At 71.2% G+C, this 19,246-nt stretch carries 20 protein-coding genes; 10 read left to right on the forward strand and 10 right to left on the reverse strand.

From position 1 onward, the window contains the following. Positions 1–90 precede the first annotated feature (90 nt). From ACWDLG_RS35110 to ACWDLG_RS35120, 3 genes are all read left to right on the forward strand, one after another. On the forward strand, positions 91–843 hold the full coding sequence (locus ACWDLG_RS35110; RefSeq protein ID WP_449928421.1) for a Mut7-C RNAse domain-containing protein: 753 nt from the start codon (positions 91–93) through the stop codon (positions 841–843). Positions 844–1,042: 199 nt separating this feature from the next. Next, on the forward strand, positions 1,043–1,546 hold the full coding sequence (locus ACWDLG_RS35115; protein ID WP_449928423.1) for a SigE family RNA polymerase sigma factor: 504 nt from the start codon (positions 1,043–1,045) through the stop codon (positions 1,544–1,546). Then, the gene (locus ACWDLG_RS35120; RefSeq protein ID WP_449928425.1) at positions 1,543–2,790 is read left to right on the forward strand and encodes a TolB family protein; all 1,248 of its coding nucleotides are present in this window, start codon (positions 1,543–1,545) and stop codon (positions 2,788–2,790) included. The genes ACWDLG_RS35115 and ACWDLG_RS35120 overlap by 4 nt, the downstream gene beginning before the upstream one ends. A gap of 128 nt (positions 2,791–2,918) precedes the next feature. Here the strand turns inward: ACWDLG_RS35120 and ACWDLG_RS35125 are convergent, their stop codons facing one another. From ACWDLG_RS35125 to ACWDLG_RS35135, 3 genes are read right to left on the reverse strand one after another with little or no spacing between them, the layout of a single operon-like run. Further along, positions 2,919–4,001, reverse strand: coding sequence for a Zn-dependent alcohol dehydrogenase (locus ACWDLG_RS35125; RefSeq protein WP_449928427.1), 1,083 nt, complete (start codon positions 3,999–4,001; stop codon positions 2,919–2,921). 5 nt (positions 4,002–4,006) lie between these two features. Further along, complete coding sequence (locus ACWDLG_RS35130; protein WP_354910008.1) at positions 4,007–4,198, reverse strand: ferredoxin; 192 nt, start codon at positions 4,196–4,198, stop codon at positions 4,007–4,009. Continuing rightward, a complete protein-coding gene (locus tag ACWDLG_RS35135; RefSeq protein ID WP_354910005.1) occupies positions 4,195–4,638 on the reverse strand; it encodes a pyridoxamine 5'-phosphate oxidase family protein in 444 nt (147 codons plus the stop codon). The genes ACWDLG_RS35130 and ACWDLG_RS35135 overlap by 4 nt, the downstream gene beginning before the upstream one ends. A gap of 74 nt (positions 4,639–4,712) precedes the next feature. Between ACWDLG_RS35135 and ACWDLG_RS35140 the strand changes: the two genes are divergently transcribed. Continuing rightward, the gene (locus tag ACWDLG_RS35140) at positions 4,713–5,339 is read left to right on the forward strand and encodes a class I SAM-dependent methyltransferase (protein WP_449928523.1); all 627 of its coding nucleotides are present in this window, start codon (positions 4,713–4,715) and stop codon (positions 5,337–5,339) included. 161 nt (positions 5,340–5,500) lie between these two features. On the opposite strand, the gene ACWDLG_RS35145 is transcribed toward ACWDLG_RS35140, so the two are convergent. The 4 genes from ACWDLG_RS35145 to ACWDLG_RS35160 all read right to left on the reverse strand — a co-directional run bounded on the left by ACWDLG_RS35145 (position 5,501) and on the right by ACWDLG_RS35160 (position 9,585). Beyond that, positions 5,501–6,466, reverse strand: a complete 966-nt coding sequence (locus ACWDLG_RS35145) for a DUF1702 family protein (RefSeq protein ID WP_449928430.1) — start codon at positions 6,464–6,466, stop codon at positions 5,501–5,503. A gap of 169 nt (positions 6,467–6,635) precedes the next feature. Next, on the reverse strand, positions 6,636–7,661 hold the full coding sequence (locus ACWDLG_RS35150; protein ID WP_449928432.1) for a prenyltransferase: 1,026 nt from the start codon (positions 7,659–7,661) through the stop codon (positions 6,636–6,638). Next, the gene (locus tag ACWDLG_RS35155) at positions 7,658–8,365 is read right to left on the reverse strand and encodes a methyltransferase domain-containing protein (protein WP_354909999.1); all 708 of its coding nucleotides are present in this window, start codon (positions 8,363–8,365) and stop codon (positions 7,658–7,660) included. The genes ACWDLG_RS35150 and ACWDLG_RS35155 overlap by 4 nt, the downstream gene beginning before the upstream one ends. Continuing rightward, positions 8,359–9,585: a glycosyltransferase family 4 protein gene (locus tag ACWDLG_RS35160; RefSeq protein ID WP_354909997.1), complete on the reverse strand. Its 1,227-nt coding sequence runs from the start codon at positions 9,583–9,585 to the stop codon at positions 8,359–8,361. Before ACWDLG_RS35160 ends, ACWDLG_RS35155 begins: the two co-directional genes overlap by 7 nt. 236 nt (positions 9,586–9,821) lie before the next feature. On the opposite strand from ACWDLG_RS35160, the gene ACWDLG_RS35165 reads away from it, so the two are divergent. Both ACWDLG_RS35165 and ACWDLG_RS35170 read left to right on the forward strand, forming a co-directional pair. After that, positions 9,822–10,826 carry a GDP-mannose 4,6-dehydratase gene (locus tag ACWDLG_RS35165; RefSeq protein WP_449928434.1) on the forward strand — a complete coding sequence of 335 codons (1,005 nt, stop codon included), beginning with the start codon at positions 9,822–9,824 and terminating at the stop codon, positions 10,824–10,826. A gap of 189 nt (positions 10,827–11,015) precedes the next feature. Then, entirely contained in the window at positions 11,016–11,804 is a 789-nt protein-coding gene (locus ACWDLG_RS35170; RefSeq protein WP_449928436.1) for a hypothetical protein, read from the forward strand. On the opposite strand, the gene ACWDLG_RS35175 is transcribed toward ACWDLG_RS35170, so the two are convergent. After that, positions 11,805–12,215, reverse strand: a complete 411-nt coding sequence (locus ACWDLG_RS35175) for a DUF2000 family protein (RefSeq protein ID WP_449928438.1) — start codon at positions 12,213–12,215, stop codon at positions 11,805–11,807. 87 nt (positions 12,216–12,302) lie between these two features. Next, positions 12,303–13,475 (reverse strand): DUF418 domain-containing protein, encoded by a 1,173-nt coding sequence (locus ACWDLG_RS35180; RefSeq protein WP_449928440.1) that lies wholly within the window; start codon positions 13,473–13,475, stop codon positions 12,303–12,305. A gap of 282 nt (positions 13,476–13,757) precedes the next feature. Here ACWDLG_RS35180 and ACWDLG_RS35185 point away from each other — a divergent pair, with 282 nt between their 5' ends. From ACWDLG_RS35185 to ACWDLG_RS35200, 4 genes are all read left to right on the forward strand, one after another. Then, the gene (locus tag ACWDLG_RS35185; RefSeq protein WP_449928442.1) at positions 13,758–14,942 is read left to right on the forward strand and encodes a sensor histidine kinase; all 1,185 of its coding nucleotides are present in this window, start codon (positions 13,758–13,760) and stop codon (positions 14,940–14,942) included. Beyond that, entirely contained in the window at positions 14,939–15,094 is a 156-nt protein-coding gene (locus ACWDLG_RS35190; protein WP_449928444.1) for a hypothetical protein, read from the forward strand. Before ACWDLG_RS35185 ends, ACWDLG_RS35190 begins: the two co-directional genes overlap by 4 nt. Positions 15,095–15,351: 257 nt before the next feature. Then, on the forward strand, positions 15,352–16,008 hold the full coding sequence (locus ACWDLG_RS35195) for a response regulator (protein WP_449928446.1): 657 nt from the start codon (positions 15,352–15,354) through the stop codon (positions 16,006–16,008). Positions 16,009–16,204: 196 nt separating this feature from the next. After that, positions 16,205–17,041, forward strand: coding sequence for an AraC family transcriptional regulator (locus tag ACWDLG_RS35200; RefSeq protein ID WP_449928450.1), 837 nt, complete (start codon positions 16,205–16,207; stop codon positions 17,039–17,041). A gap of 487 nt (positions 17,042–17,528) precedes the next feature. Here the strand turns inward: ACWDLG_RS35200 and ACWDLG_RS35205 are convergent, their stop codons facing one another. Beyond that, complete coding sequence (locus ACWDLG_RS35205; protein ID WP_449928452.1) at positions 17,529–18,710, reverse strand: cytochrome P450; 1,182 nt, start codon at positions 18,708–18,710, stop codon at positions 17,529–17,531. Between the last annotated feature and the right edge of the window lie 536 nt (positions 18,711–19,246).

The raw sequence follows: 19,246 nt of genomic DNA on the forward strand, positions 1-19,246 counted from the left end.
CTGGTAGGCGGTGGTCCAGAAGTCGCGGTGCAGGCGGTTGCGGGCAAGCGCGCATGATGTCCGCGTCATGCGCCTCGCCAGAAAACGGGCATGCGCTCACGTCGCTCCCGATGGCATGCTGGCAACGTGGTCGTACGCCTCCGCATCGCCGAAGAGCTGAGACTGTTCCTGCCGGTGGCCCGCCGCCAGGAGTGGCACGACGTGCCGCTCGACGGCACGGCCACGCTCGGGCACCTGGTCGAGGCGCTCGGCGTCCCGCTGACCGAGGTCGGGCCGATGCGGGCCGGTGACAGCGGCGTCGAGCCGTCGTACCAGCCCGCCGCCGGCGACGTGATCGAGGTGCCCCCGGTGCCGCGCCCGCAGCGGCTGCCCGAGGGGCCGCGTTTCCTGCTCGACGTGCACCTGGGCACCCTGGCCAGGCGGCTGCGGCTGCTGGGCATCGACACCGCCTACCACAACGACATGGACGACCCCTCGCTGGTCGCCCAGGCCAACGCCGAGCGGCGGGTCCTGCTGACCCAGGACCGCGGGCTGCTGCGCCGCCGCGCGCTGTGGCTGGGCGCGTACGTGCGCGGGTCGCGGGCCGACGATCAGCTGCGCGACCTGCTCGGACGGTTCGCCCCGCCGCTGCGCCCGTGGACGCGCTGCACCGCGTGCAACGGCGAGCTGGTCGCTGTCGGCAAGGAGGAGGTCGAGCCGCTGCTCGAGGTCGGCACCCGGCGCAACTACGACGCCTACGGCCAGTGCGAGGAGTGCGGCCAGGTCTACTGGCGCGGGGCGCACAGCGACCACCTGGAGGAGATCGTCCGTACGGCTTACGCGCACCCCGCGACCGGCGGCTGACGTCCTCCCGCCGTACGCGCATGCGTACGGTGCGCGCTGCCTGGACCGGGTCCTGGACGCCTGGCCGTCACCTTGCCGCGACCCCGATTCCGGCACCGCCCCGCCTCGCCCGCACAGCGGCGGACGTCGTGCGCGCCTGCGATGCAACACTTCGCCGCCGCCTTCAAGGTCGTGAAGGAACGACGAAAGGCGAAGGTAGTTGGAATCCGATTCCCGCTTCGCGGAATTCGTGGCGGAGCGTGGTGATGCGTTGCTCCGCTACGGCTACGTGCTCACGGGCAACGCGCACGACGCCGCCGACCTGGTTCAGGAGGCGCTGCTCAAGCTGCGCGGCGCCTGGCACCGGGTACGGCTGAAGGACCGCCCGGAGAGCTACACGCGTACCACGATGGCCAGGCTGCACGTAGCCGCCTGGCGACGACGGCGGCGCGAGCACCTTGTCTGGAGCCCGCCCGAGACGGAGCATCACGACACGCTGCCGACGGGGGACGAGCAGGCCCTGTGGGAAGCGCTGGCCGAGTTGCCGCGCAAGCAGCGCACGGTCGTGGTGCTGCGGTACTACGAGCAACTGACCGACGCGGAGATCGCCGACCTGCTCGGCATCTCGACCGGGACCGTGCGCAGCCAGGCCTCGCGAGCGATGGACAAGCTCCGCGCCGCCCTACCGATTCCAGAGACGGCCCAGAAGAGGAGCGTGCGATGAACGATCTCGAGGAGACTCTGCGCAGCACCCTCGGCCACGCGGCCGAGCGGGCACCACGCCGGCTCGGCGCACTCGCCACCCAGGTGGAGGCCCGCCATCGGCAGCGCAGGCGGCGCACGCAGGCCGCGCTCGTGGCCGCAGCGGTGGCCGTGCTCGCGGGCGGCACCACGTTCGTCCTGACCGGGCCGGGGCCGGCCGCTCCGACCTTGGGAAATCCCCGAGCCACAGTCAGCGCCGAGGTCGCCACTCCTGCGCCGGCGGACCGAGCGCTGCCCGAGCCGGTGGAGAAGGTATGGCCGCAGGCGGTGCACAAGCTCCCCGCGAGGCTGCCGGACGGCAGCAGGTTCCAGCCTGTCGCCTTCATCGACGACCGGACCGTGCTGGTCGAGACCCAGGCGAGCTTCGAGAAGGCCGACGCCCTGTTCGCCTACGACCTCGAGACGCGCGAGGCGCGCCGACTCACCGACGTGCCGACACCGGAGGGGACGGTGCTGTTCGCCTCCGACTTCACCATCGGCGACGGTCACATCGTGTGGTGGACGGCGAACAAGGAAGGCGTCGCGCAGCTCTGGTCGGTGCCGGTGACCGGCGGCAATGCGAAGCTCGTGGCCGAGCGGAAGGCCACCGTGCCCACGGAGGAGCGCGACAACGACGCCGCGCTGGACCCGCCGGCGGTCGCGAACGGCAGGATCACGTTCTCTTTCCGCAGCGGCGGCGTGTTCAGGGTGTCACTCGACGGCGGCACCACCGAACCGGTGCCGGACGCCGAGAGGCTGCACGTTCTGAAGGGGCCGTGGATCGGTCCGGGCGGCTGGTACGGCCCTGATGAAGGGGTGCGGTTCGGCGAGATACGCAATGTCGAGACCGGCGAGACCAGGACCGCTGTCACCCGGCCCGGCGAGCGGGACGTCAGGTGCGGCGTGACATCGTGCATGGGTCTCCGCGCCGGCGGCAGGGAAGCGTTCGTCCGGCTGCGCGACGGGTCCGAGGAGAGGGAGCTCCCCGGCGGCTTCACTTTCCACCGCCTGCCGGCGCGAGACCGTTTCCACACGGCGCTCGCCGGGGACGCGAACGCCCGCGGGATGGCGCTACATGACCTGGCCACCGGTACCGCCGCCGACCTCGGGATCCGGATGGGCAAGGACAACAGCATCGCCTCCCCCCAGCCGGCGCTGGACGAACGGCTGATGGCCTACCCCGTCGGGGACGAGATCGTCGTCCTCGATCTGTCGAAGATCCCGTAGGGCTGGAGCCTGAGGTCGCCGGCCGAGTGACGGACGCACGGGCTCACCCGGGCGGCCCAGGTGAGCCGGCGCTCGCGGATGCGTGGTGGCGGCCGTGGGGAAGGCCCCCACGGCCGCCCGCCGCCTCGCTAGTCGAACAGGACGATCTGGCGCAGCGCCTCACCGTTGCGCAACGCCGCCACCGCCTCGTTCAGGTCGGTCAGCTTGATCCGGGCGCTGATCAACGAGTCGAGGTCGAGCTGGCCCGCCTTGTACAGCTCCGCGAAGTACGGGAAGTCGTGCCTGACGTCGGCCTCGCCGTACAGCGAGGAGAGCAGGTTCTTGCCCTCGAACAGCAGGCTGAACGCCGAGATCGACACCATGTCGTCCATGGCGCCCGCGCCGACCACGATGACGTCGCCGCCCTGGCGGGTGAGCTGCCAGGCGCTCTGGATGGTGGCCGACTTGCCGACGACCTCGAAGCCGTAGTCGAAGCCCTGCCCGCCGGTGAGCTCCTGGAGCGCCCCCGGCAGGTCATCGGGGGTGACGGCGTGGGTGGCGCCGACCTTCAGCGCCAGCTCGTGCTTGGCGGCGAGCGGGTCGACGGCGAGGATGGTGCGCGCGCCCGAGATGCGGGCGCCCTGGATGACCGACAGGCCGACGCCGCCGCAGCCGATGACGGCGACGGTGGAGCCCGGCCGGACGCGCGCGGTGTTGACGGCCGCGCCGACGCCGGTGGTGATGCCGCAGCCGATGAGGGCGGCGGCCTCCCACGGCACGGCGGGGTCGACCTTGATCGCTCCCTGCCACGGGATGACGATCTCCTCCGCCCAGGTGCCGCTCCCAGCCATGCCGTACACCATCGTGTCGCCCATCCGGAAGGTGCCGGTGGTGAAGGACTCGACGACGTACTTCATGCAGAGGTACGGCTGGCCCCCCACGCACAGCGCGCACTCCTGGCAGGCGGGGCGCCAGTTGATGATGACGTGGTCGCCCGGCTGGACCGAGGTGACGTGGTCACCGACCTCCACGACCTCGCCCGCGCCCTCGTGGCCCAGGACCAGCGGCACCGGCTGCGGAAGGGCGCCGGTCATCGCCGACAGGTCCGAGTGACAGACCCCGGTGGCCTTGATCTTGACGCGCACCTGGGCCGGGCCGACGGGGGCGAGAGTGATGTCGTCGCGGATGTCGAGCTTGTCGTCTCCTACGGTGTGGAGCAGCGCTGCGCGCATGGGGGTCACTCCTCGAGTGAGAGGGCGGCTTTCGGACATGACCGCACCGCGTGGCGGACGCGGTCCAACATCTCCGGCGGCGGCTCAGGCAGCAGGATGTGCAGCTGGTCGTCGTCGTCCACCTCGAAGACCTCGGGCGCGAGCCCCATGCACACGGCGTTGGCCTCGCAGACCAGGTAATCGACTTTGATCTTCATGACAGCCTCCTGTGGTCCCATGAGACCACTCTGGTCGGCTCCACGACGAACGCGGCGCGCTTTTTCCCGGTGTGTTCCACGTACTCCCTGAGCAGTTCGTCGGGCACGCCGGGGGTCATCCGCCGGGCGATCTCCATGCCGATGTCGAGGGTCGTCTCGACCTGCTCGGCGACGCCGTACACCAGGACGCCGCGGAGCTCGGCGTAGTCGTCGCCCGACTCGATCAGGCAGCTGACCCGCGGGTCGCGTTCCAGGTTGCGGGTCTTCTGCGCCTTGCCGTAGGTCCAGAAGGCGATCCGGCCGGCGTCCAGGGCGTAGAACATGGTCACCAGGTGCGGGGTGCCGTCCGGGTTGATGGTCGCGAGCTGCAGCTTGCGCGACTCCTGGAGGAAGGCGGCGATGTCGTCGTCGGACATCGCGATGCGGGCGCGCTGGTTCACGTGCCAAGTAGAACAGGTTCCAGAATCTCGTTCAAGAGGAATGTTCGGTTCGAGTCGTGAGTAAGGTGCTCGTCATGGAGATGCCGCCCGATCTGCTGCTGGCCGCCGAGCGCGCCAAGGGGTTCATGCCCGCCGACGAGGGCATGGCGCTGTTCAGGGCCGCCCTCCGGTACGGCACGCGCGGCCCCATCTGCGAGATCGGCACCTACTGCGGCAAGTCGGCCGTCTACCTCGGCGCCGCCGCGCGCCTGACCGGTTCGGTCGTGGTGACGGTCGACCACCACAGGGGATCGGAGGAGATCCAGCCGGGCTGGGAGCACCACGATCCCACGCTCGTCGACCCGCGCTTCGGGAAGATGGACTCCCTGCCGACCTTCCGCACGACCATCGCGGAGGCGGGCCTCGAGGACGAGGTCATCGCGATCGTGGGCCGCTCGGAGCAGGTCGCGCGGCTGTGGAACACGCCGCTGGCGATGCTGTTCATCGACGGCGGCCACTCCGACGAGCCGGTGACGCGCGACTACGAGGGCTGGTCACCGCACGTGATGGTGGGCGGGGCGCTGGTCTTCCACGACATCTACCCTGATCCGGCCGACGGCGGGCAGGCGCCGTACCGGGTGTATCTGCGCGCGCTGGAGACCGGCGCCTTCGAGGAGACCTCGGTGACGGGCTCGCTCCGCGTCCTGACCCGCCTGCGCTAGCCGGCCCCGCCTTCCTGCGGCCGGTCCCGCCTTCCTGCGGTCAGGCCCGCCTTCCTGCGGCCAGGCCCGCCTTCCTGCGGACAGGCCCGCCTTCCTGCGGCCAGGGCACGCCTTCATGGAGCCGGGTCCGGTTCAGTGAGCGCGGCGCCGCCGGCAGCCCCTCACCGGTTCCTGCGGAGCCACGCGCGGCGGGTGTGGGCCTGCCAGGAGAGGAAGTCCTCGGGGCTGTGCGGGTCGTGACCGAGCTCGATCAGCGCCCGGTCCGCCCACGCGGCGGCCTGCTCGGGCTCTGCCCCTGCCATCAGCTGGACGGCGTGCTCGGCGTGGCCGGGCAGGTGCCCCTCGCGGAGCATGGCGGCCGCCGCGAGGGCCGCGCCCTGCGTCAGGTGGGCCCGGAAGCCGTCGGAGGCGGCGTAGGCGGTCAGCCTGCACAGCTCGTCCAGGTCCGCGCCGCCCACGTACGTGGCCGCGAACGCCACGCCGCTCCACAGGTCCGCCCTGCGCGTCGCCGGATACTCGGCGACGCGCGCCGAGACGTCCTCCGGCGAGGCGCAGTCGTGGAACCAGATCATGCGCCCCAGCCCCTGGTCGAACAGCGCGCGCCGGCTCCTGGTGAGCAGGCGGGGAACGGCGCGCTCACCCACCATCCGGTCGGCGCGGGCGAGCGAGCGCTGGAAACCGAACCCGTCGACCGCCAGCCAGCGCAGCAGCGGATGCGTGCCGCCGAGACCCTGGAGGGGGCGGACCCGCAGCCCCGCGTACGCCCGGCCGGCGCCGAGGTACGCGAGGTGCTGGTGCCGTATGGCGGGGCCGGCTAGTAGCTCGCGAAGGCGCCGGCCCCGGGTCATGGTGAGCAGGTCGAGGGTCGCGCACGCCGTGGCGGCGCCCGCGTACCCGAAACCGCGCTGCTCGGGTGAGAGCTCGTCGATCCTGCCCGTCTCGCGGGACAGGACCGCGTTGTAACCGAAGACGTACGACCGCTCGGAGCGCTCGATGGCCGCTCGGGCGGGCCCCGACCGCAGGCGGAAGCGGCGCCTGCCGAGGTCGGCCTCGGCAGGGTCCTTCGCCAGCAGGCGCCGGAGCCCCGACGAAGGGGAGACGGTCGGATCGGTCGTGACCTGCTCCAACAACGCAAGCGTGCCCGTGTCGCCCACTCTTCCCCCGAAGACGCATCGAACGGCCACTGACGAACCTAGTGAGCGCGTCGCGGCGTCCCTCGGCGGCGCTCCGCCCCCTGTGGCAAAGAAGCGATAAAACGGCTTGCGGGTGCCGGCGGCCGGGAAGCGCCGTGCGGGGTCAGGAACGCTCGCCGTACAGGGAGGGGCTGGTCTGCCCGGAGACGGGGATGTCGCGGAACAGGCCCGCGGCCGGGGTGAACCCGGAGAGGGCGTCGGCGGCCAGGATCACGGCGGCGGCGGTGTAGCCGGAGCGCTCGTGCGGGAAGTGCTTGCGGTTCACGAACTGCCAGCCGGTCCAGTACGAGCCGTCCTCGTGACGCAGGTGCTGCATGTCGGCGAACAGCCGTCCGGCCCGCTCGCGGTCGCCGACGGCGTCGAGGGCGAGCACGAGCTCGCAGGTCTCCGCGCCCGTCACCCACGGCTGGTCGGACACGCAGCGGATGCCGAGGCCGGGCACGACGAAGGTGTCCCACTCCTTGTCGAGCAGGTCGAAGGCCAGGTCGCCGCGGACGGCGCCGCCGAGCACGGGGTAGTACCAGTCCATCGAGAAGCGGCTCTTGTCGGCGAACGCCTCGGGATGGTTCCGCAGCACGTTGGCCAGACGGTCGGCGGCCAGCTCCCAGTGGGGCTGCGGGTCGCCGAGCCGCTCGCCGAGCAGGACACCGCTGCGCAGGCCCTGGTGGATGCTGGAGCAGCCGGTCAGCAGCGCGTAGCCGGACGGGTGGCCCTCCGCGTCACGCTCCCAGACGATCTCGCCGCGCGGGGTCTGGAGGTCGACGACGTAGTCCAAGGCCTTCTTGACCATGCCCCAGCGCCCGTGCGCCGCCTCCAGGTCCTCGGTGACGAGGAGGTCGTGCCAGGCGCCGACGGCCACGTAGGCGGCGTGGTTCGTCTCGCCGCCCCGCTCGACCGCCTCGCCCGCGACCAGCTTCATCGGCCACGAGCCGTCCTCGCGCTGGTGGGCTGCCAGCCAGGCGTAGCCGCGCTCGACCTCGTCCCTGAGGCCCGCCACGGCCATGGCCATGAGGCACTCGACGTGGTTCCACGCGTCGACGTGCCCCTCGGGCCACGGCACGCCGCCGTCGCCCTCCTGGATGGCCGAGATGCTCAGCGCTGTCCGGAGGACGTGCTCCCGCGTGATCACGCAGGCTTCCTGATGTAGAGCACCACGCTCTTGCCGACGACCTGGTTCAGCACGGCCTCGGCCACCCTGGTCGTCCGCGGGCGCTTCATGATGTCCCAGACCAGGAGCTTGTGGTACGCCTTGGCCAGCGGGTGGTCGTCATTGTTCACGCCGACCGCGCACTTGATCCACCAGTACGGCGCGTGCAGGCCGTGCGCGTAGTGGTGCGGCCCCACCCTGAAGCCCGTCGCCTTCAGCTTGGCCCTCAGCTCCGCCAGCGTGTAGATCCTGATGTGCCCGCCGGGAGCCGTGTGGTAGGCCTCGCTCAGCGCCCAGCAGATCCGCTCGGGCAGGAACGCGGGCACGGTGATCGCGGCCAGCCCGCCCGGCTTGAGCACCCGCAGGATCTCCCGCATCGCGGTCGTGTCCTCGTGGATGTGCTCCAGCACCTCGGCGGCGATCACCCGGTCGAAGCTGTCGTCCTCGAACGGCATGTCGAGCGCGGTGCCCTGGACCGTCTCGCCGGTGCCCTCGGCCTCGCCGGCCTCCTCCATCGCCGCGAACATCGACTTCACGCCGTCGAGCTCGGCCTGGTCCATGTCGAACGCGACCACGTCCGCGCCCCTGCGCAGCACCTCGAAGGCGTGGCGGCCGCCGCCGCAGCCCAGGTCCAGCACCCGATGGCCCGGTCCGACGGGCAGCCGGGTGAAGTCGACGGTCAGCACTTGCCGAACTCCTCAATGGCCTCTCTGTAGGCCTCGACGGTCTTCTTGGCGACGACGTGCCAGGTGTAGCGCTCCATCACGCGGTCGTAGCCCGCCTTGCCGACCCGCTCGCGCTCCTCGGGGTCGTCGTGCAGGCGGCGCAGCACCGCGGCGAGCTCCTCGGGGTCGCCCGGCGCCACCTGCACCGCCGCGTCGCCGACCACCTCGGGCAGCGCTCCGGTACGGCTGGCGACCAGCGGGGTGGCGCAGGCCATGTGCTCGACGGCGGGCAGGGAGAAGCCCTCGTAGAGGCTCGGGACCACGGAGATCTCCGAGGTGGCGATCAGCTCGCCGAGCTCGTCGTCGGAGATGCCGTGGACGAAGCGGACCCGGTCCTGGAGCGACAGCTCCTGGACGAGCTGCTCGGTGGGGCCTCCGGGGGTCGGTTTGCTGACGACGGTGAGGTTCACGTCGCGCTCGGTGGCCAGCTTGGCGACCGCCCGCAGCAGCGTCGCGACGCCCTTCATCGGGGAGTCGGCGGAGGCCACGGCGACGATGGAGCCCTTCCTGCGCGGCTTGTCCGGCCTCGGGTGGAAGTAGCGCGTGTCCACGCCGAGCGGGATCAGGCGCATGTTGGCCTGCGGGACGTTGAAGTCGCGGTGGATGTCGGCCAGGCTCGACTCGCTGACCGTGAGGATCGGCTTCAGCCTCGGCGCCACCTTGGCCTGCATCCTGACGAACCCGTACCACCTGCGCATGGTCAGCTTCTTGGCGCCCGTGGCCGCCTCGAGCTCGATGCGCCGGTCGACGCTGATCGGGTGGTGGATGGTCCCCACGACGGGGAACAGCTTCTGGATGCCGAGCAGGCCGTACCCGAGGGTCTGGTTGTCCTGGACGACGTCGAAGTCGCCGACGCGCTTCTTGAGCTCGCGGTAGGCGCGCAGGGTGAAGGTCAGCGGCTCGGGGAAGCCGGCCGTCCACATCGTCCCGACCTCGAGCCAGTCGATCCAGTCGCGGTACTCGTGCAGCTTCGGGGTGCGGAAGGGGTCTTCGTCGCGGTAGAGGTCGAGGCTCGGGACCTTGTTGAGGATGACGCCCTCGTCCAGCTCCGGGTACGGCTGGCCGGAGAAGACCTCCACGTGGTGACCCAGTGCGACCAGTTCTCTGCTGAGGTGGCGGAGGTAGACGCCTTGACCGCCACAGGTGGGCTTACTCCGGTAGGAAAGCAGCGCAATCCGCACGGATACCCCTTTCTCCACCGGTACCGTGAAAGATGACCTTAGTCTGCGCACCTTACCATTGGGTAGGTATGCGGGACCTCTTGTGGAATTGTTCCTCGGTTGGCTTTCACGGCGCGCGAACTGGGAAGTTAGCCTGACCGAACGGCGTTCGGTGGAACGCGTTCTATGGCGGTTGCTGCTTCACCAGGGACCTGGCTGTACATTCCCGTCCCAACGACTAACGATGGAGGACCCCGTTGGCCAGGCGCGCGCTGATCACCGGCATCACCGGGCAGGACGGTTCCTACCTGGCCGAGCATCTGCTCTCCCTGGGCTACGAGGTGTGGGGGCTGGCCAGAGGACAGGCCAACCCGCGGGTGTCCCGGATGCGCAAGCTGCTGGCCGACGTCCAGGTCGTCAGGGGCGACCTGCTCGACCAGGGCTCGTTGATCTCCGCGGTGGAGAAGGTGCAGCCCGACGAGGTCTACAACCTCGGGGCGATCTCGTTCGTGCCGATGTCGTGGGAGCAGGCCGAACTGACGGCCGAGGTCACCGGCATGGGCGTGCTGCGGATGCTCGAGGCCATCAGGGTGTGCTCCTCGCGCGGCGCCTCCATCCGCTTCTACCAGGCCTCGTCCTCCGAGATGTTCGGGCAGGTCAGCGAGACGCCGCAGAACGAGCGCACCTCCTTCCACCCGCGCTCGCCGTACGGGGTGGCCAAGGCCTACGGGCACTTCCTCACCCAGAACTACCGGGAGTCCTACGGCATGTACGCCGTGTCGGGGATCCTGTTCAACCACGAGTCGCCGCGACGGGGCGCCGAGTTCGTCACGCGCAAGGTGTCGCTCGGGGTGGCCCGGATCAAGCTGGGGCTCGCCTCGGAGCTGCGGCTCGGCAACCTCGAGGCACGGCGCGACTGGGGGTTCGCCGGCGACTACGTCAAGGCGATGCACCTCATGCTGCAGGCCGGCGCGCCCGAGGACTACGTGATCGGCACGGGACGCACGCAGTCGGTGCGGGAACTCGTCGAGGCGGCGTTCAAGGCGGCCGACCTGGACTGGGAGCGGTACGTCGTGTGCGACCAGGCGCTGCACCGGCCGGCCGAGGTGGACCTGCTGTGCGCCGACCCGAAGAAGGCCCGCACCCAGCTGGGGTGGGAGCCCGTGGTGTCGTTCGAGGAACTCGTGGCGATGATGGTCGAATCGGACATCCGCCTGCTCTCCAACGGGGGCGACCCCGACCAGGACAGCTCCTGGCCCTGACCCCTGGTGCGGGTGCGGGTGGGGGCGGTAGGCGGCCCTGACCCCCGGCACGGGGTGTGGACGGCTGTGACCTCGCCGGCCCCGCATGGCGGTGGCCTTGGCGCGGCGTGGCTGTGGACAGCCGCTCGCTCATCCACAGAAACCCGTTCGGTCGTCCCCGCCCGCGCCCCTCCCCAGCATGCTGTCCCCGTGCCAGCCTCCCTCCTCGACCGAGCCCGCCTGTTCACCGGCCTCATCCCCGGCTCCACCGCGTGCCATCGCACCGCCGCCCACGTCTGGGGCCTGCACGCCCTCGACGACAGCCAGGACGAGTGGCCGGTGGAGCTCGCCGTACCGCGGGCCACGCACCTCCCGGGGTGCACCGTCCATCAGGTGAGCCTGCCGCCGGCCGACGTGACCGAGCACAGGTCCGTCCGGGTGACCACACCCGAGCGCACCGCCGTCGACTGCGCCCGGCACCTCCCGCGGCGCGACGGCGTCGCCATCGTCGACCAGTTCCTGCGCCGCGGCGTCGACCACGACGCGCTCATGCGCCGCGCCACCGGCTTCGGGCGGCTGTGGGAGACGCTCGCCATGGCCGACAGGGGCGCCGCCTCCCCCCGCGAGACGTGGCTGCGGGTCATCCTCGTCGAAGGCGGCCTGCCCAGACCCGCCACCCAGATCCGCGTCGACCTGCCGGGTGACAGGCTCGCCTACCTCGACCTCGGCTGGCCCGCGCACTTCCTCGGCGTCGAGTACGACGGGCACGAGCACCACAGCTCGCCCGCCGACCGGCGGCGCGACGCCAACCGCCGCGCCGCCCTGCGCGAGGCGGGATGGCGGGTCATCCCCGTCAGGCGCGACGTCGTCCCCGCCCGCTCCGCCGACCTCGTCGAGCAGGTCGCCAACGCCCTCATCGAATGCGGCTGGCAGCCCGCTCCGGCCGAGGTCACCCGCATCCTCGCCCGGCTGCGCGCCGCCCGCCGCCGCCGGTGGTGATCACGGATGCAGCGACAGCCCCTTGGTGACCTTGTCCACCGTGTTCCTGGGCCCGTAGAGCGCCAACCCCACCACCTGCAGGTCCTCGGCCGCCACCGCCCGCACCGCGGCCCTGTTGTCGTCGTCGTTGCCCGTCTTGAACAACTCCTCGGTGTAGACGGCCACCCGTACCCCCCTGGCCAGGGCGCGCTCGCGCACCCGCGCGAGGTCCTCCCCGTCGCCGGCGTAGACGAGCACCGGCTGCCTGAACATCGGCAGGTAGACGTTGCCCGACCCGTCCTCGTACGGCTGCCCGACCGTCTCGGGCTCCCCACCCGCCACAGCGCTGGAGAGGAAGGCGGTGACGTTCAGCTTCTGCCAGACAGCGAGATCCCGGCGGACCACGATGCCGATCTTCGTATCGAACCGCATGCGCCCAGCCTTCCGTTTCACGGCCCAGGCGGTCTTGAACGCTCGTGCGCACCTTGGGCTCCTCCTGCCCGCGTGTACGGCCGGCGGTCACGCTCCGCCGTCACCGGCCCGCAGGGGTGGGCGGCGGGCCCAGGTGGCCCAGCGCCAGAGCCATTCCAGCGGACCTTGGCGGTATCTCCGCAGCCAGAGCGTGGACCACAGCCACTGCACGGCGAGGATGGCGCCGGCGATCGCCACGACCATGGCCGAGGTCCAGCCGTCAGGCGAGCTGCCGATGAGACGGGCGGTCACCAGGACCAGGAGCGTGGCGGTCAGGTAGTTGGTCAGCGCCATGCGGCCCAGCGGCGCGAACACCCTCTGGAGCACCGGCCGCAGCGGCGTTCTGAGCAGGAGCAGCAGAGCGCACACGTACGCACCGGCGATCAGCAACCCGGCGAGGCCGAACCAGGGGTGCGAGTCACCAGCCGGCGTTTCGATCTGCAGCAGGACGGCGGGCACCGCCCCCGCCGTGAGGAGCAGGCCCAGCGCGGCCGGACCCCACACGGCACGCTCGATCCTGTCGATCACGCCGTACCGGGTCAGCGCCGAGCCCAGCAGGAACAACCCGGGCACCAACGGCACGCCGTTGCCGCCGAGAATCGGCGGCAACACCAGGAGGACCGCGGCGAGTCCCGCGACGGCCCAGCGCGGCAGCCAGGTCGAGGGCAGCAGCACCAGCAGGCCGACGACGGCATAGATGGTCAGGATGTCGCCCCGCCACAACACGAACATGTGAACCAGGCCGATGGCGAGCAGCGCCAGGAGGCGGCGCAGCAGGAGCACCCGCGGGTGCGGGACCTTCCGTCCCGCGGAGTCCAGCAGCAGCGAGAAGCCGACCCCGAACAGCAGGGAAAAGATCGGGAAGAAGCGCTGGTCGACGAACAGCCCCAGCCAGGCGCCGTCGTCCTGACTCGCCGCCACCATGGGCTGCGTGACCGATGCGCCGTCGACCATGTGGGCGATCGGCTTGACGTTGGCCAGCAGGATTCCGCACAGGGCGAACCCGCGGACGACGTCGAGCGCGGCGATGCGAGGGCGGGCGGCCGAGCGCGGCTCCCCATGGGCGGCGACGTGGCGACCTGCCTGGAAGGGGAAGCCGAGGTCGGACAGCCCGGGTGGGGGAGCAGCAGTGCCGCCCGGCTCGTGGTGGCCGGGCCGAAGCCGGGCGTGCTGGGGCGGGCGGAACTCTTCATCGGACGGGCGGAACTCTTCACGGGACATGAGGACACATCCTGCGGACCCGGGTCCGGGAGCGGCACGGGTCGAAAGCAGGGTTCGCGGCAGCGGGACCGTACTTTCGGCCGGTTCAGCGCAAGGGCTCGGCGGCCTAGCCTGAAGCGCGTGAACGGCCGTGATCGACTGGACGGGCGCCCCGAGGGCGAGGCCGGCGCCCGGGGTGTGGCGACGGCGGCTGAGGCCGAGGTTCGGGGTGTCGGGACGGTGGCCGAGGGCGACGTCCGAGGTGTGGGATCGCGGGCGAGGCTGAGACTCCTGGTGGGGACGGTGGCCAATTCCGATGTCCGAGGTATGCGGGTGGCGGGCGAGGCCGGGCTCGGGGTCGTGTTCGCCGGTCTGCTGGCCTTCTGGGCCTATCGGGTCGCGGACAGTTGGGGCGGCGGCTACTGGACGTTCGGGTGCGTGGCCGGGGCGATCGTGTGCGGGCTCGCCCTGGCGCGGCGGCGCGGCCGGGCGTGGGCGGCCCTCGCCGGCCTGGCCGTCGCGGTGGCGGCCGTCCTGGCCTCCCGGTTCGGCGGACTGCCGGCCGAGCCCGGCCCGGCCATGGCCCTGGCCCTGTCCGTGCTGGTCGGGTCGGCGGTCAGGGCGCTTCCTGTCCTCCAGGCCTGCGCCGTCGCTGCCGGTGGGCTGGCGGTGGCCGCAAGCAGCCTGCTCAGCGCCCACGCGTCCGCCTCCCCCCTCCCGCCCGTGACGGCGCTGAACGCCGGCGCATGGCTCGCCGGGGTCGCGATCGGGCTGTGCTCACGGCTGCTGGCCGCCCGCCGCCGGGCCATGGCCGAGGACGTACGCCGCCACGAGCGCCTCCAGCTCGCCAGGGAACTGCACGACGTCGTCGCCCACCACGTCACCGGCATCGTGCTCCAGGCCCAGGCCGCCCAGGTCCTCGCCCGCAAGCAGCCGGACCGGCTGAGCGGCCCCCTGTCCGACATCGAGACCGCCGGCTCCGACGCGCTGGCCGCCACCCGCCGCCTCGTCGGCCTGCTTCGGGAGGCCGTTCCACCCACGCCGCCTCGCGAGAGCCTCGCCGACCTGGTCGAGCGCTTCGACGGACCCGACGTACGCCTGCGCCTGCCCGGCGGCGAGGACGAGCCGGCCTGGCCGCCCGAGGTGAGCAGCACCGTCTACCGGGTGGTCCAGGAGTCGCTGACGAACGTCGCCCGCCACGCCCCGCACGCCCAATGCGTCGAAGTCACCGTCGCCCGCGAGCACGACACGGTCACGGTGGAGGTCTCCGACGACGCCCCTCCCGCCCCGGAACGGCGCTACCGCCGCGGCGGATACGGACTGGTCGGCATGCGCGAACGCCTGGAGGCGCTGGGCGGCACGCTCCGCGCCGGTCCCCGCCCAGGGCAGGCCGGCTGGTCGGTGCTCGCCACCCTGCCCCTGCCCACCCGCTCGCTCACCCGCCCGCCTGCCGGAAACGTCGATGACCATCCCAAGGAGCGACCATGACCATCCCGGAAGGGTTGATGACGGTCGGGGAGCGGGCGCTTGTGACGTTCGTGGATGGGTTGGTGAGGATGGATGGGGTGCCCGTGACGATCGTGGATGGGCTGGTGACGGCCCTGGATGGGCTGGTGACGGTGAGGTGGGGGTGTGCGTGACGGTCCTGGATGGGCTGGTGACGGTGAGGTGGGGGTGCGTGACGGTCCTGGATGGGCTGGTGACGGTGAGGTGGGGGTGCGTGACGGTCCTGGACGGGCTGGTGACCGTGAGGTCGGGATGTTCGTGGCGACCGTGGGAGGGCTGATGGCGGCGGGGCGTGGGCGCTTGTGGCGTTCGTGGGATGGATTGGTGAGGGTGGGGTGGGGGTGCCAGTGACGAGCCTGGAAGGGCCGATGACGACCGGGCGAGGGGGCCCATGACGATCAGTGTCCTGCTGGCCGATGATCAGGCGATGGTGCGCGCCAGCCTGCGCGTCATTCTCGAGGACCAGCCCGGTATCGAGGTCGTCGCCGAGGCCGCCGACGGCGACGAGGCGGTCGTCCTGGCCCGGCGGCTGCGCCCGGACGTGTGCCTGGTCGACATCCAGATGCCCCGCCTCAACGGCATCGAGGTCACCCGCGCTCTGGCCGGGCCCGGCGTGTCCGACCCGCTGCGGGTCGTCGTGGTCACCACGTTCGACCTCGACGAGTACGTCTACGGCGCGCTCCGCGGCGGCGCCGTCGGCTTCGTGCTCAAGGACGCCGGACCGGACCTGCTGGTGGAGGCCGTCCGGGCGGCGCATGCCGGGGACGCGCTCATCTCCCCGTCGATCACCCTGCGGTTGTTGCGTCACGTGACGTCCTCCGGGGCCCCTGCCGCCCGCCGTTCCGCGCAGCCGCTGTCGGAACGGGAGACCGAGATCGTCCGGGCGATCGCCAGAGGCCGCACCAACCAGGAGATCGCCGCCGAACTGTTCATCTCGCTCAGCACGGTCAAAGGCCACGTCTCCGCCGTCCTGACCAAGCTCGGCGTCCGCAACCGGGTCGAGATCGTCTCCTGGGCCTGGGAAAGCGGCCTGATGGGTGGCTGGTAGTAGCCCACCCCACCTGATGGCCCCGGAGCCCCACGGCTCTAAGGCGCGGGGTGCGTAGTCGTGGAGCGAGCTCGCCGACGGTCTGCTCTGGCCTGCCGATGAGTACGCCCGCGACCAGGACAGCCAGCAGGCACCCCCGCCCGTAACCCCGACGACACGATGCGACGGACACAGATGCGGCGGACACAATGGGAAGGTGACGCGTGACTGGTCCCGTTACTGGCGCTCTCCCGACAGGCCGCTGGAGGCGATGCACGCCCACTTCGAGCAGCACGTCTACCACCGCCACAGCCACGACACCTACTCCTTCGGCGTCACCGAGATCGGCGCGCAGGCCTTCACGTGCAGGGGCTCGGCCCACACCAGCGCCACCGGCATGGTCATGGCGTTCAACCCCGACGACCCCCACGACGGCCACGCCGCGGACCGGTTCGGGTTCACCTACCGGATCATCCACATCGGCCCCGAGGTGGTCGCCGACGCCCTGGAGGACACAACGGGCAGCCGCCTGGGCCTGCCCCTGTTCACGGCACCCGTCCTCGAAGACCCCGTGCTCGCCCACACGTTGCACGCCCTCCACCGCGCCCTCCTCGGTGGCGCCTCCACCCTGCGCCGCGACGAACTGCTCAGGGCCACGGTCGCCGCGATGGTCCGCCGCGGCAGCACCACCGGGGACCTGCCCAGCGGCACACCGCTGACCGGCGCCCAGCTCATCGCCGAACGCGTGCGCCGCCGCCTCGACGACTCGCCGCTGGACGATCTCACCGCCGCTGACCTCGCCCAGGCCGCAGGGTGCAGCCGTTTCACGGTCTACCGGGCCTTCCAGTCGGCGTACGGCTTCGCGCCGAGCGACTACCAGCGCCAGCTCAGGCTCAGGATCGCCCGGCGCCTCATCGCCCGCGGGCTTCCCCTCGTCGAGGTGGCCACCCAGTCGGGGTTCGCCGACCAGAGCCACCTGACCCGCTGGTTCACCCGCACCTACGGCGTCACCCCCGGCATCTACCGTCAGGCAGGCCTTCTTCCCAGGAGATGACACACCGTACGACGGCTCGCCGGCTCCCGCGGACACCGAGGCCGGACGAGGAAGCATGCCTGACCGGTGACCAGAACGCGCCAGCCCCCGTCCGGGGTCTCTTCCAGGTCCCTGGCGTCGCTACGCCTTCATCTCGATCGCAATCCCACCTTCGACCGTTGCCGCCAGTGCCGCGGCCGGAGATGGTTGCTGAATGGGCGTGCTCGTGGACGGCGTGCCCTGTGCCGGGTATCCCTGTCTCGGCCTGTTGCCCTCGATGTGCCCTCTCTGCGAGCCGAAGCTGCCCTTCAGGCATGTCAGGCGCACCCGGAGGCGTTCGCCTGCGGACGTGCTCTGCGGATGTGCCCTCAGGAGGACGTGTTTCGCGGGACGTGTCCTCAGGAGGACGTGCCCTGAGGACGTGTTCTGCGGGCGTGCTCTGCGAACGTGCCCTGAGGACGTGCTCTGCGGATGTGTCGTCGGGAGGACGTGTCCTGCGGATGTGTCCTCAGGAGAGGGTGACGGGAAGGTCCTTGATGCCGTTGATGAAGTTGGAGCGCAGCCGCCGGGCCTCGCCGGTCTGTCGCATCCGGGGGAACCTTCTGGCCAGTTGCTCGAACAGCACCCGCAGTTCCAGCTTGGCCAGATGGTTGCCGAGGCAGAAGTGCGCTCCTCCGCCGCCGAAGCCGATGTGCGGGTTCGGGTTGCGGCCGACGTCGAACGTCTCGGGGTCGGTGAAGACGGCGGCGTCCCTGTTGGCCGAGGAGTAGAACACGACCACCTTGTCGTCGGCTTTGACGGGTTGCCCGCCGAGAGTGAGGTCGGCGGTGGCCGTCCTGCGGAAGAGGTTGACCGGCGAGACCCAGCGGACGATCTCGTCGGCCGCGGTCCTGGCGAGAGTGGGGTCGGCGGCGAGCCGTCCCCACTGGTCGGGGTGCTCGAAGAGGGCGAGCATGCCGCCGGACGCGGCGTTGCGCGTGGTCTCGTTGCCGGCCACGACGAGGAGCAGGACGAACAGCTCGAACTCGTTCTCGGTGAGGCGTTCGCCGTTCTCGTCGGGCTGGAGGAGCTTGGTGACGATGTCGTCGCGAGGGGCGACGCGGCGCTGGGCCGCGAGCGTGGAGGCGTAGGAGTAGACCTCCATGGCGGCGGCGCCGCCCTCATCGGGGGAGGCGTAGTCGGGGTCCTGGGCGCCGATCATGCGGTTCGACCAGGTGAAGAGCTTGTCGCGGTCGGCGACGGGGGCGCCGAGGAGTTCGCAGATCACGTAGAGCGGCAGGGGAGCGGCGATCTCGGTGACGAAGTCGGTGTCTCCTGAGCACTTGTCGAGGAGGTCGTCGCAGATGTCGCGGATGTGCTGCTCGAGGGCGCTGATCGTGCGAGGGGTGAAGCCGCGGTTGACCAGGGCGCGCCGCCTGGTGTGCTCGGGCGGATCCTGGTTGAGCATCATCATCCGCTGCAGCGCGCGCTGCTCCTCGGGCATCTCGTTGAACAGGGCGAGCTTGCGCGCCGACGAGAACAGGTCCGAGTGGCGGGAGACGTGGGTGACGTCCTCGTGCCGGGTGACGGCCCAGAAGCCCGGCTCGCCGGGGTGCCAGTAGACGGGCGCGTGTTCCCGGAGCCAGCGCAGTTGCTCGTGCGGGGGGCCGGAGGTCGCGTACTGGTCCTGATCGACGAGATCGATGTGCACGAGCCGTCACCTCGACTTGATCAAGCGCTTGGTAGGACAATGTATTGAAACGTGTTCTATTACACGGCCGGACAACGGTCAAGGCGCCGATCGGTGCCTTCCGCGTGCCGTCACCGTCCCGGATGGGCGGCGCTTCCGCTGTGACACCTGCCCGCGTAGACGCCTGGAGACGCCTCCTCCTACGTGTGCGCGCCCCGCCGTGCGGGCTGGCTCCGTCGATGGAGGCTGGGGGCCGTCCTTCTGTAGGGGGTCGGCGTCCGCCTGCCGGCAGGATCCGGCCGAGCCCTGGTGATACAGGTTCTCGACTCGGGATCAGAGGATGCCGGGGGCGCGACATGCCGAGGTCTCGGGGCTCCCACCTGTACGGCGGGTGCCGGACCGTGCGTCGTCGGGTCGCCTGTACGGCGGATGCCCCGGCTCCGCATGTCGAGGGTAAGGCGCGTGTCCGGCGTGTGCCGGACCGTGGTCGTCGAAGGTTCGCTGGGTCGCTGTATGGCGGGTGCCGGACCGTGCGTGTCGAGGGTTTGTCGGCCCGC

The organism is Nonomuraea sp. NPDC003727 (assembly GCF_053586935.1).